At 33.0% G+C, this 13,024-nt stretch carries 12 protein-coding genes and 1 tRNA gene; 1 reads left to right on the forward strand and 12 read right to left on the reverse strand.

The window, feature by feature from the left end; translation table 11 throughout:
* Positions 1-279 precede the first annotated feature (279 nt).
* From ispH to elbB, 3 genes are all read right to left on the reverse strand, one after another.
* Positions 280-1,206, reverse strand: coding sequence for a 4-hydroxy-3-methylbut-2-enyl diphosphate reductase (gene ispH / locus LEM02_RS04035; protein WP_226079918.1), 927 nt, complete (start codon positions 1,204-1,206; stop codon positions 280-282).
* A 66-nt stretch (positions 1,207-1,272) separates the two neighbouring features.
* Positions 1,273-1,581 carry a hypothetical protein gene (locus tag LEM02_RS04040; protein WP_226079919.1) on the reverse strand — a complete coding sequence of 103 codons (309 nt, stop codon included), beginning with the start codon at positions 1,579-1,581 and terminating at the stop codon, positions 1,273-1,275.
* A 137-nt stretch (positions 1,582-1,718) separates the two neighbouring features.
* On the reverse strand, positions 1,719-2,417 hold the full coding sequence (elbB, locus tag LEM02_RS04045) for an isoprenoid biosynthesis glyoxalase ElbB (protein WP_007302219.1): 699 nt from the start codon (positions 2,415-2,417) through the stop codon (positions 1,719-1,721).
* Between the two features lie 141 nt (positions 2,418-2,558).
* Between elbB and LEM02_RS04050 the strand changes: the two genes are divergently transcribed.
* Positions 2,559-3,536 carry a glycine zipper family protein gene (locus LEM02_RS04050; RefSeq protein WP_226079920.1) on the forward strand — a complete coding sequence of 326 codons (978 nt, stop codon included), beginning with the start codon at positions 2,559-2,561 and terminating at the stop codon, positions 3,534-3,536.
* Between the two features lie 587 nt (positions 3,537-4,123).
* Here the strand turns inward: LEM02_RS04050 and LEM02_RS04055 are convergent.
* The 9 genes from LEM02_RS04055 to LEM02_RS04095 all read right to left on the reverse strand — a co-directional run bounded on the left by LEM02_RS04055 (position 4,124) and on the right by LEM02_RS04095 (position 12,767).
* Positions 4,124-4,648: a 5-formyltetrahydrofolate cyclo-ligase gene (locus tag LEM02_RS04055; protein WP_226079921.1), complete on the reverse strand. Its 525-nt coding sequence runs from the start codon at positions 4,646-4,648 to the stop codon at positions 4,124-4,126.
* Entirely contained in the window at positions 4,632-5,252 is a 621-nt protein-coding gene (locus tag LEM02_RS04060) for a ferredoxin reductase domain-containing protein (RefSeq protein ID WP_226079922.1), read from the reverse strand. The genes LEM02_RS04055 and LEM02_RS04060 overlap by 17 nt, the downstream gene beginning before the upstream one ends.
* Positions 5,253-5,284: 32 nt before the next feature.
* The gene (locus LEM02_RS04065; RefSeq protein ID WP_226079923.1) at positions 5,285-6,412 is read right to left on the reverse strand and encodes a SurA N-terminal domain-containing protein; all 1,128 of its coding nucleotides are present in this window, start codon (positions 6,410-6,412) and stop codon (positions 5,285-5,287) included.
* Positions 6,413-6,529: 117 nt separating this feature from the next.
* Positions 6,530-6,620 (reverse strand) — tRNA-Ser (locus tag LEM02_RS04070).
* Positions 6,621-6,959: 339 nt separating this feature from the next.
* On the reverse strand, positions 6,960-7,466 hold the full coding sequence (ppa, locus tag LEM02_RS04075) for an inorganic diphosphatase (RefSeq protein WP_226079924.1): 507 nt from the start codon (positions 7,464-7,466) through the stop codon (positions 6,960-6,962).
* An 80-nt stretch (positions 7,467-7,546) separates the two neighbouring features.
* Positions 7,547-8,809 (reverse strand): WD1261 family protein, encoded by a 1,263-nt coding sequence (locus tag LEM02_RS04080; RefSeq protein ID WP_226079926.1) that lies wholly within the window; start codon positions 8,807-8,809, stop codon positions 7,547-7,549.
* 111 nt (positions 8,810-8,920) lie between these two features.
* Positions 8,921-10,033, reverse strand: a complete 1,113-nt coding sequence (mnmA, locus tag LEM02_RS04085; RefSeq protein WP_226080035.1) for a tRNA 2-thiouridine(34) synthase MnmA — start codon at positions 10,031-10,033, stop codon at positions 8,921-8,923.
* 227 nt (positions 10,034-10,260) lie between these two features.
* A complete protein-coding gene (locus tag LEM02_RS04090) occupies positions 10,261-11,328 on the reverse strand; it encodes a rod shape-determining protein (protein WP_226079928.1) in 1,068 nt (355 codons plus the stop codon).
* Between the two features lie 20 nt (positions 11,329-11,348).
* On the reverse strand, positions 11,349-12,767 hold the full coding sequence (locus tag LEM02_RS04095; protein WP_226079931.1) for a gluzincin family metallopeptidase: 1,419 nt from the start codon (positions 12,765-12,767) through the stop codon (positions 11,349-11,351).
* Positions 12,768-13,024 lie beyond the last annotated feature (257 nt).

A 13,024-nucleotide genomic window follows, 5' to 3' on the forward strand; every position in this document is an offset into this window, starting at 1 on the left:
TTAACAAAGTGTATACTCATCTAGAATTAAAAAGGTAATTTATTGAAATTCATTAAACATTAGATGACAATATTACTTATATTATAAGTTTTTGATAAAATTAGTAGTAATATTAACCCTTTTGTATGATGAAGGTTTTTTATATTTTAATGTTTCTGTGCTAGACACAACTTAACCTGACAAACGAGGATTAATTATATCTCAGCTTGATATTTTATTCTCCAATAGACTGAAAATTGAATTGAGCTAAAGACTTGATTTGACGCACTTTGTTGCACATTACCATTTAGTATACTTAAACTGAACATTTTCAGTGAATCCATCTGGCATGACTGAAACTTTTGTATTCATATTTATTTTTAAGTAATTTACTAGCTCATCAACTAATATATCAGGAACAGAAGCACCTGCAGTAATTCCTATTTTTTCTGCGCCCTGCAACCAATTTTTGTTCATGCATTTATAATTATCAATCAAATAGGCTCTTTTTCCTCTGGAAATACACAGGTCTAATAAACGGTTTGAATTTGAACTGTTTTTGCTTCCTACAATTAACACTACGTCTGTAATTTTAGCCAATTTTTTAACAGCGTTCTGCCTATTTTGTGTTGCATAGCATATATCTTTTAAGTCGGGGCCTGTAATGCTTGGAAATCTGAGCTTCAGGGCAGCAATAATTTCTTTGGTATCGTCAATACTTAAAGTGGTTTGCGTTACATAAGATAAATTATCTGGATCTTTAACTTGTAAGTTGTGTACGTCTTCCATAGTTTGCACTAGAGCTATAGGATTATTTACTCTTCCTATAATTCCTTTAACTTCTGGATGATTTTCATGTCCAATTAGAATTAATTCTTTACCACTATCCTCATACCTTTTTGCCTCTTTATGTACTTTGCTAACTAGGGGACATGTTGCATCAATAATTTGAATACCCTTTCTTTTTGCCTCATCCTCTATACTTTTTGACACTCCATGTGCACTGAAGATCAATATTCCTCCATTGTCTTTAATGTCTTCTATGCTGCTTACAAAAACCACTCCTTGTTTCTTAAAGCCCTCTACTATATATTTATTATGAACGATTTCGTGTAGTACATAAACTTGGCGTTCGTTTTTGTATTTCTCTAAAGTCATTGCTAATATGTCTACAGCTCTTTTGACTCCCGCACAGAAACCGCGTGGTTCAGCTAAGATAATCTCCATTTTTTTTCAAATCAAGTAAGTATGTAAACATTGCTAAAAAGTAAGCTCCGCTCACTATGTTTCATATCATGACTGCTTTACTATAATTTCAAATTTATCATTACCAAGATTCTTATTAATATACCAGGAACCGTCATCTTTAATTACAAATTCGGGACTCTTGAGGTCTCTTTTTATTGTCTTTCCATCTTGGCCATCCATAGCAATATGGATATCGAATGTAACGATGTCTAGATTTACCATGGCTTTTTTCCCATTGTCTGAATTTAGACTAAACTTGCCCAACATGACATCATTAATACTCACTTCTCCTGCATAAGTATCACACTGACCATCTACACAACACTCACTTTCAATATAAAAAAGGTCTGACATATTTACATCTATAAAAAAAAGAACTAAACTTACATACTAAATATAGCTTACCATTAATAAGCAATTACAGATTACTTTGGCTACAACAATAATGCAACTGGAAGTATAACATAATTAATTGTATAAGAAACTACACTTTAGAGAAATGGTTGTTTGGTTTTTTTATTAATTTTTTTCACCATACTGTCAATCATGTGTTTTATTCCTTGATATACAGAGTGTGTACTTTCATCACTACGCATATAAGCAGAGCAGGAAAATATATTATGCTTTTCGTCTTCTATTGATAGCTTTGTATCGCATGTTATATGTTCGCCGCCGAGCTTCTCTATCAACTGGTCTTTGTCGTCTCCTATAGTTACCTTAATCTTACTTTCTTCTTTACCTATCTTGCTACTTAAAATTAAAACAATAATGGCTGGAGATATACATATAGTTCCTATTGGCTTTTTTGCAACAAAGAACTCTGAGACTAATCTTTCAAACTCAGGCATTACTGTTTTATTTTCAGCTAAGTCAGATAAATTTTTCGCAACTCCATATCCACCAGGTACGACTAGCATGTCAAAATTTTCAGCTTTAGCTTCTCTTAGGTCATATATCTCACCTCTTGCGATTCTTGCTGCTTCTACAAGTACATTCCTTTTTTCTTTTACCGCCTCTTTTGTTTTGTGATCCATAACTTGTGTGATATTGATATCAGGTGCAAAACATTTAACATCCACTTCCTGCTGATCAAGCACAAGCAAACTTAAAACTGCTTCTCTCACCTCTGTGCCATCGAGGTGGCCGCATCCTGATAAAACCACAGCGGCTCTTAATTTTTTCTCACCCATAAAATACCTTGATTTCATATAATCTAGGTATTGTAATACAAATTCCATATTTGGAAAGGAGTAATTATTTTATGCCAATTATAATATAATTAATAATTAGTATATATAATTAGGCATATTTATAATTGATAGGAATTGAATATGGTACAAGGTGGTGCAGTAAACCCAACCAATTCGGACGAGCTCATTGAAAATGTAGTAGAATATATTAGTAAAAAAAAAGATTTGTTACAAAAATTGCAAGGTCTGTTAACACTACGTGGCTTTGAAAGAAAAAGTGAAATTTTTGACGAATCAGATATCGATAGTATGTCTAAATTTCTGATAGAAAATAAAGATATTTTGGGGAGTGTAATAGGTCTTATATTGGAGGATATTGAGAAAAACAAAATTGAATCAAAAGAATTTTTGGAGCAAGTAGATAAAGTAAAAGGCATGGAGGAAAAGCTTGAAGCTTTAGGTAACCAACTGTTAGCTCAGGGGGTAATAAGTGGAGCAGCAGTGACAACACTAACAGGTGTACTAGCAGGTTTATTAACAGTAGGAGGAGTGACTGGTGCATTAATTGGTGGTGGGGCAGCATTCGTAGGGTTTGTAGCACTAGTTGCTATAGCTGCTATTGGTTATCTTATATACCAGAATAGAGGTGAGATAAAAGAAGGTGCAATTGAATGCGGAAAAGCAGTGAAAAGTTTTGTGAAAGATGTGATCGATAAATTACCTACGATTCAAGCAAAAAAGAATAATTTTAAAAAGTTAATAAGCAATTTAATGGAAAAGAATCTTGAAGCTGATGAAGGAGAAAGAACAACGCTTAGTAATGAAATAAAAATAATAAAAATGCTTCAAAACAAAGAGCAATTAATGGCCATAAAGGAATTAGTAAAAAATGGAAAAATTCAAGATTTTTCAGAAATAAACAAGCTTCTGGAAAAGGGCTTCAGTACTCATGAGAGTGATGAGAAAGCACTTAAGGAATTTATGGAGAAATTTCAACCTGCAATTATGGCAATTGGTAATAATAAAATAGAGGAGGTGGAAAAAAAGGTTAATGAGAAAGTTGAAGAAATGAAGCCAAGTTCTGAACGAGTGAGTGAAGAAGGGAAAGGAGTGAATTGATACATTTGAGGAGCATTTTGACGCAAAAATGTATCTGTCTATCTTATTTTGCCACCCTGCTAAGCGGACATAAAAAATTACTTCCGCATATTTTAAATCTGATTATAATAACAATTATAGATATTTTTAGAGCTCAAAAATCTATCTTTGTCTGCAGACCTTTTTTATTAAACTCATAAAAAAATGTAGCGTATCCTCTTCAGTGTATACTTAATTTCTGTCATGTGTGCGCTGCATTTTTTTCTAATCTTTTTTACAGGGGGATTTTATGTCCAGAATTCCAGATATTTGACCTTTACTTTAGCTAATAAAAACCAACTGGTACCTGCGGTTTTTATAGCTACGTTTCTCAAACAAGTTTCAAATGAATAGATTTCTTGCATAACTGGAATTCAAAAGTTGATGTCATTCTAGCGCGTGACGCTAGAATCCAGTCCTTTTGTGCAAAAAACGTTGTAAGGTAACTTAGTTGGATCCCAGTGTCAGCTACTCTGATGACAAGAAAGGGAGCACAGGTTTCAATATTTGCATGCGTCTGAACAGATAAGCAATTACTATCAGAAAGAGGGAGACTATGCTACTCCTTTCTATCCACTTCTACACCTAACACACATCTCAGTGATTATAATATCCAATTTTTGATCATGTTTTTCTACAGGTAAATTTTTACAATATTGCTTCTCATAGGCTACACCTATAAATATTTTTCTAAGCGGTCGTAATTTTTTTATCATTTCATCATACCAACCACCGCCAAAACCTAACCTATTAAAATGATCATCAAAAGCAATAACAGGAGTAATGATTGTGTCGGGAATTATATCTTCATCTGCTTTATTCCATTCTTCGAATTTTAATAACTTGTTTTTATTAGGAATTGCTACTTTATATCCTAAATCGAGTAAATGATGCATCAAAGGCACAACATTAATTTCCCCGTCTGTTGGAATGTAAGCTGCTATTGTTTTACCTTTAACGCAACTTAAGTTTTTGTTAAAGAGATTAATAAGAGAATTTGCTGCATAACTAGAATAACTTTCATCAACATCTTTTCTTATGGTTCTATATTGCTTCCTTAGTTCCTCTTTGTTCTGTTTAGTATCTTTGAACATGTTCTATCCATTTTGCAGTGAGCTTTTCTTGTAAACTATTTTGCTTCAAGCGCTCACTTAAAAAATCAAAGTCAACAAGCTCCATATCCTGGTCTTGATTACTGCAACTATAAACAAAACTTATTTCTCCTGTTTCCTTATTTATGTGTTGCTGAATACATTGAGCGCAGATTTCTTTCATCATGCACTGCATAGGAGAGTTAACAGATGATATTGCTATGTGTTTTGGTTTTAGATATGGCTTTAAAATTGTTTTTCTAGCTTCATTTATAGCTTTCATCATTTTATCAGAACCAATAGTGATGATTTTATCTATAGTGTTCAAATTAATATCTACCTTTTCTCGTTGATAAGAAACTATTGCATCAACTATATTACCATGAAAGGATTTATCCTGTTCTCTGCTTGTTTCTATCAATCCTTCTTCACATGCCCAAACTGTCACGTTTGATGCACGTTCTATCAGTGCTCGTTTAAATACATCACTTAATTTTTTATAGCCAGCGAAATATAAAACCTTATGATTGTTTTCAAGATAAGCTTTTCCTATCGAAAATAATACTGCATTTCCAACTCCGCCGCCAATGAGCATTATATTCTTCATAAATTTTTATAGAGTAAAAAACTTCTCTAACTTCAATTAAACTGATAACTAACAGCTGCATTTTTACGCATATTATCCAATAACAGGTTGCTTTGTATAATAATCTTTTGTTGATACATTTCCTGTTTGATTGCTTCTATATTCACTGAATTACTCTTGATATCACATAACATCATTAGCCTTGCAGTGCTATTTTCTCTTAATTCTACTATTTCATTCGTACTTGTTTTACTAAATAAAATCTGTAAATCAGGATTTAAATCTCGCATTTTTATTTTAAATTCTTTTGCGCTTGGCAATTTGAAATCGTCTGCTAATTTGTCAAAATTTAGACAACTGACCTTTTGCTCCTTAAAATTAGAGAGTAAATTTTCTGAATCTTTAACCACAACTTGTTTTACTTTTAAAATACTTTCCAGCAGTGTATGATCGAGCTGTACCTTATCTATAACTTTTATAACAGAGTAACCTTCGCTTAAACTAATCGGACCTGCTACGTCACTGATTTCTAATCCTTCCAAAACATCCTTGAGGTTACCTTTTAGCTGACTTAAATTAACGGTTGCTTTACGCATCTTTATTGAAGATTTTGGGTTATTACTGGTACGTAATTGTTTTATTAAATCTTCAGCCATCTTCTGATCAGGAATTACAAACTCCTGAAACGTAATAAGGTAATCAGGCTTCTCTTTTTGTTTTCTTATGTCATCCACTTCTTTATCGCTTATATTGATAAGCGGTACAATTCCTACTTCAATAATCTTGTTCCACAGCAGCTGACACTTTACTTGTTTTTTTAGGGTATTGAGATCTATATTATGCTTTTTTACGTATTGATTAACTTCATCAGCCTCAAGTTTTAAACTTTGAGTTAAGAATAACGTGACAGCATTATTTAACTCCTCGTTGCTCAATTCTATATTCATCTTCTGCGCTTCGTTGACAATGATGACTTCGTCTATTAACTGTCTTAGAATTTGAGATTTTACCTCTTTTTGATTAATCTTCTGAGTACCAAGCAATGAATTTATGAAGTTGATACGTCTTTCGATATCTAAATTTGAAATTGGCTCACCATTTACATCTGCAACAATTTCAATCTCAGTTGCAAGTAACCTAAGCGGCAACATTATTAATAGTAAAATTAATATTTTATGCATATAAGGCTATTCAGCTAATAACCAATTCTATAATAAATACTGATTGAATGCTAGCTAACTTTTAATAGTGAAATAAGGAAAGAAAACCACTGCAATGAATACCTAAACAATAACATACGGAAGGAGAGGGATTCGAACCCTCGATACGACTTTTCAATCGTATAACGGTTTAGCAAACCGCCGCCTTCAGCCGCTCGGCCACCCTTCCAAATTATTACTATAATATCAAGACCTTTATTGCCTGTCTAATGCTTTTAATTGCAATATTTGTATCTGTTCAGATGCATGCAAATATTGAAACCTGTACTCCCTTTCTTGTCATCAGAGTAGCTGAAACTGGGATCCAACTAAGTTACTTTACAACGTTTTTTGTGCGAAAGGACTGGATCCCAGTGTCAAGCACTGGGATGACACCATTTGTTGTAAATACACTTTTACTCTATGGTTATACTACCTTGCCGCTATCCTGAACGGATACCAATATTTACCCATTAAAAACAACAACATTTTTCCGAATAACTGTAATTTCAGGCTAAATCAACGCAAACTAATTTTTACTTTTCTCAATGATTTCTTTTGCTTTTTCCACATTAGCCCATTCTCCAACTGTTACCGTTTTTCCCTTTTCTAAATCTTTATAGTGAGAAAAGAAATGAACAATTTTATCTAGTAGGTTTTTAGATAAGTCAGAATAGTTCTTTATGTTGTCATAATAGTTGTCAACACTGGAGATAGGCACAGCTAATATTTTTTCATCCTCTCCTTTTTCATCATGAGTTAGTAATGCACCTATTGGACGTACCAATATCAAAACCCCGGACACTAAAGGAAATTGAGTTAACACCAAAACGTCCACAGGATCACCATCACCTGCACAGGTGTTTGGTACAAATCCATAATTGCAAGGATAAGTCATTGAAGTAGACAAAAATCTGTCAACTTGTAATAATCCGAGCTCTTTATTAAATTCATACTTTACAGGTTCAGCATTTGCACTTATTTCAATTACTACACTTATTGCATCTGGTTTTGTCGTTACTTTACTTAAATCCATAAATTACCTATTTATTCAAGAGAAAAGATTATATAGCATATGCTTTAAAAGTGCTACATTTATCATTTATAAGTAGAGATTCATGAACGCCTGGACTGTATAGGACCATTTGTAAGATCATTAATAATTGCACCATTGACTGCTGAATGTGGCGGTTCTTGAGGTGATTTTAGTAGTTGAAATAAAGCATATACTATTACGATAGTAAGTACTGCAGCAACTATGAAATTGATGAGATTATTTTGTGGCAAAATATTTGTTATTGAGTTGAATAACTTTTGCTCCATAAAGAAATAATCAGCAGCATATAATCCAACAGATAATATAAACATGCCTAAAGCTAATTTACAGAACGTATTTTTATGGTCTTTGTTTTTTTTCTTACTGATAGTGAGATTTGGCCTACATTCATTCTCTTCTTGCGGTGCTGAATAATGTGTGTTGTTTATTATCCTATCTTCAAACTTATTGCTATTTTGCTCCTTTAACAGCTGTTTCAAAATTGGTCCAACTCTTTTCAAGAATAAAAAGCCTTGATTATTATAACCTGCAGACGCCGATATATTGAATGTTCTGTTTAGAGTGCCTATCTTTTTACAATCCAGCGTATATTTAATGGCTCTATTTTGATCTTTCAAATTAATACTTTGCAGTAATCCAGCTAAATTCGCTATATATTTGAGAACAACCATGTTATCTATTATTGGTAAATTTTCCTTTTTTATAGACTCTTTGTGATATTCAGAAAGTTTATGATAGTCGCCAAGTATAGAAAATAACAATACTACACCACTGTCTACTTTTATGTCTTGATGAATAGAATAATAGAAGTCAATAATGCATTTATTTAAGGTAAATTCTCTATCATATTCGTTTAATGCATTTTCTTCACTTAACAACCTTCTAACATCAATAAGCACCTTATTTTCAAAATCTTCTGCTGTTTTAAATATTGATTCTCTCTTTGGATTTGCCAAAACGTTAAGTAAATCTAATTTTCTTCCATCTACTATTTCGTATATGTCTTTACCTAACTCAGACTCCTTAATAACTTTATATATTTCATCTATGATATCTTGAGTGCTCAGATTATTACTTCCGCTTAAAATTTTATAAGCTTGAGTATAAATTAGGAACAACCCTTGTAGACTAAATTGTAAGTTAAAATATTTATCTAATGATTCCTCTTTTTTTCTAACGAATGAAGACAAACCAATATGGTTTCTGTGGTCTATTTTACCAGTTAAGTTAGCATGTTGAAAATTGCCTAAAAAAATAAACAAGGCCTCTAATAAATTGCCCTTACCAACAATTTTTATTAACTCTTCAACTTCCTTAACCATCCCTCTAACCCACAATATAATAATTATATTTATAGTATAAAGAATATAGAATAAAACAGCAATAAATTTTATTGTATATTTACATTCTGTATTAAAAATTAAACCACCAAGTTAGGAGCATATCCACCCTCCACCGATAACTTGTTCGCCCTTATATGCTACACAGGCTTGACCTGGACTGATGCCAAAGTAATCGTCGTTTAAAATTACACAGGCTTTGTTCTTTTCGTCAGTTGAATATATTGTCGCTGAGCTTCCTGCATGTGATGATCTGAGCTTCACAGTTACTTCCATGCCTTCTTTTGGTTGTTCTAACCAATTTAACTCTTTGACCAATATCTTTTTTTGCATTAGAGCATTGATCGGGCCTACTACAACTTCATTATTTTCTGTATTAATTCTTACTACATAAAGAGGCTCACTGTGTGCAATGCAGAGGCCTCTTCTCTGCCCCACTGTAAAATTTACTATGCCGCTGTGCTCACCTAGAACTTTTCCATGAATATCTACTATTTTACCTTTCTGTACAGATTGTGGAGCTAATTTAGCTATTGTTTTACTATAGCTTTCGGAAACAAAGCATATATCTTGACTATCCGGCTTTTCAGAGATTTGTAAGCTAAAATATTTTGCTAATTTTCTTATATCACTTTTATAGAACCCACCTAGTGGAAATCGCAAAAGCTTTAACTGCTCCTCAGTTGTAGCAAACAAAAAATAACTTTGATCTTTACTTTTATCAATACTTCTGCACAACTTTACCTCACCATTTTCTTCTAATCTTCTTACGTAATGTCCTGTTACGAGCACATCCGCACCAAGATTTTTTGTGACTTGCAATAGATCACGGAATTTTACTGTTTGGTTACATCTTACACATGGTATGGGGGTTTCCCCACGCATGTAAGTATTCGCAAAATCTTCTATTACTTCCTTTTTAAATGTTTCTTCGTAATTTAAAATATAATGAGGAAAGCCAACACTTTCAGCTACGCGTTTGGCGTCGTAAATATCTTGTCCAGCACAACATGCACCTTTTCTTGCGTTAGCATTACCGTCGGTGCCATATAGCTGAAGAGTCACACCTATCACTTCGTACCCAAGGTTATACAGCAGTGCTGCAGCAACGGAGCTATCAACTCCACCGGACATTGCAACAACAGCCTTGGTTTTGTGCGGAGCTTTATCTTTTAGTAAAGGTTCAATTTCAAATTCTTTTAGCATATAATTTATAAACACAAACCTGGTGTCAAGCACTGGAATCCAGTTTCTATTACACAATTTCATCGAAACAGCATACTTATTTGTAGTCAAGTTCCAGTGTCAAGCGCTGGGATGACACCCCTTCCTGCTGGAAGTTGCCTTTAAATTACTTGGTGCGTGACACTGGGATCTCATTTATATTACATAATTCCATCAAAACAATTCGATAAACTGTCTTCAAAAACAATTTAATCTTGCTTGAATAAAACATGGCCAAAATAGTCCATGTTTTCAAGTACTTTTCCGCTACCCAGGGCAACACAACAAAGAGGGTCATCTGCAACACGAACTGGTAATTTTGTTGTGTCACTAATAACTTTACCCAAGTTACGCAATAATCCACCGCCACCAGATAAAATTATTCCTCTATCAACTATGTCAGAAGAAAGTTCAGGTGGAGTACTCTCCAGTGCAGTCCTAATAGCAGAAATTATTTGATGCACAGGTTCTATCAAACTTTCTGCAACTTGGTATTCTGATAAAATCATTTCCTTTGGCATGCCACTTACTAAATCCCTGCCTTTAATTATCATTCCCTCTTTGTTGTTTTCACCTGGAAGATTGGCTGAACCTACGTTTTTCTTAATTTTTTCAGCAGTTGTTTCGCCAATCAATAACTTATGATTTTCACGAATGTATGACCTTATTGCCTCATCCATAATATCACCACCTACTCTGGCAGAACGTGAATAAACAATTCCACCTAAAGAAATAATTGCAACTTCAGTTGTACCACCTCCTATGTCAACAATCATAGAGCCTTCAGGCTCGGTAACGGGGAGTCCAGCTCCAATTGCTGCAGCCATTGGTTCTTCAATTAAGAATACTTCATTTGCACCAGCACTTTCTGCTGCATCTTGTATAGCACGCCTTTCAACTGGAGTGGACCCAGATGGAACACATATTATAATATTAGGTTTATTTACAGTGAATTTTGTGTTTGCATTACGTATGAAATATTTTAACATTTCTTCCGCACTTTTAAAATCAGCAATAACTCCATCTTTCAAGGGCCTTATCGCTTCTATTTCTCCAGGTGTTTTTCCGAGCATCATCTTAGCTTTTTTGCCAAAAGCATAAGGAACGTAACTTCCTTTTTCTTTTACTCTTGCTACAACTGAGGGTTCGTCAAGCACTATCCCCTGACTTTTCTGATAAACTAAAGTATTTGCAGTACCAAGATCTATAGCAATATCGCTAGCAAATAAACCTTTGAAAGTAAAAAAATTTCTGATTAAATTCTGAACAAAACTCATACACAACTCAAGAAAACCATTTATTGAGACAAATTATACTTTTCAGATAAGTAACTAGTGTAGCACTCAATATCTAAATCCCTACCTGTTACCTTTTTTAGCTGTTCCAAAAAGCCATAATTTGCACTATATACATTTTTAGAGAACCAATCGATAAGTAAACTGAAATCTCCTTTTACTATAGAATCTAAAAATTCGTAATGATTTTTCTTAATGAAAGAAAAAAACTGCACAGCAGCGATTAACGCTATGACTTTAATAGGAAAGCAGCCTATAACACCACTTATCCAATACTCATCTTGAAAATAAGTGTCTAGCTCATTTTTAGCTTTTACTGAAATCTTGTAATGCTTCATACCTTCCAACCATTTATCGTGTAGATCTTTAACTTCTAACGTACCATTTATTAGATCTTGTTCTAATTTAGTTCTTAGCATAATGTGAGCCAATAAACTAAATTCATCCGCATTCTTCAAAAAAGATGAAAGATTTACTTTATTGAAAATCAAATACAAATTTTCAACACTACTATTAATTTTGCCTTTTGTAGAAAGTTTCTCCTTTATGTGTGGTTGAATGAACTCAATAAATTCTCTGGATGTTCCAATGATCCTTTCCATGAATAACCCTTGAGTTTCATACATAATATGTTTCGTAATTGAGCTCTTTATAGAATTTTGCGCTAAACATTTTTGATGAATTGCATAACCAGTATGCCGTAAAAGTAAAAATAAACCATAACAAAGGTCAGATTCATCATAATCGATAGGATCGTAATAAGAAATGGAAATCTCATTTGGTGTAACACTCATTTGCTGTAAGAATAAGGAACCAAGTTCAATCTGTCTCTGAACCGTAACTTTTTGTATATTAGTAACCTTATCCTTCTTCTGCTTTTGAGTTACTTTCTCTACATTTTCACTAAAAAATTTACCTAGCTTAGGAAATATTTCCTTTATGTTCTTTTCTGTGATATTAGAGTCATAGTCAGCAAGCAATGACTCATAGTTTGAGCGCTTTAATTGCTGCGATTTTATAGAAGCTGCTTCACGAGTAAGCTTAATTAGGTTAGTAAAGCATTCTTTCAGCTTTTCTAAGTTACTAATTTCAGAATTAGTTAGCCTCCATAAGTTTTGGCATTCAATCTTAGCTTTGGACAAAGATTTTACTAAATCAACGGGAATAGCACTGCTGCTTTTGTATATCCCCTCTATTAACTTCAGCTGCTGAATATTCGCACTCTTTTTATTCCTAAGAGCATTTGCTAATGATTCCTTTATTGCATCATGAGAGATAATTTCATGTCTGATTTCCTCTAGAAGACACATTTGTTCAACTTTGTCCTCTACATTCAATTGGCTTTTGCTTAGTAGTTTTAGTGTGTTTTCGATATTCCTTACCTTATGTAATACTTCCTCTAAAAACTTATAAGATCTCATTTTTATTCATTGCTTTGAAACATCTGCTTAATATCGTAATAGATTAATAATAAAGTTAAAAGTATATTTGCTTAAAGTACAATAAAAAATTGTATTTTTATTCTTTTATTGTACTTCATTGCTAAGAATTGAGCATCTTATCAGAATTAATTATAAGATTGTAAAGAAAACATTTAGTTTTTATTTTCCTTGACTCTATTCTAGTATAGAGGGATTATTAGTACTAAAATTAAAATTACGCACTATATTTTAAATTT

The organism is Wolbachia endosymbiont of Tribolium confusum (assembly GCF_020405475.1).
Taxonomy (GTDB): Bacteria; Pseudomonadota; Alphaproteobacteria; order Rickettsiales; family Anaplasmataceae; genus Wolbachia.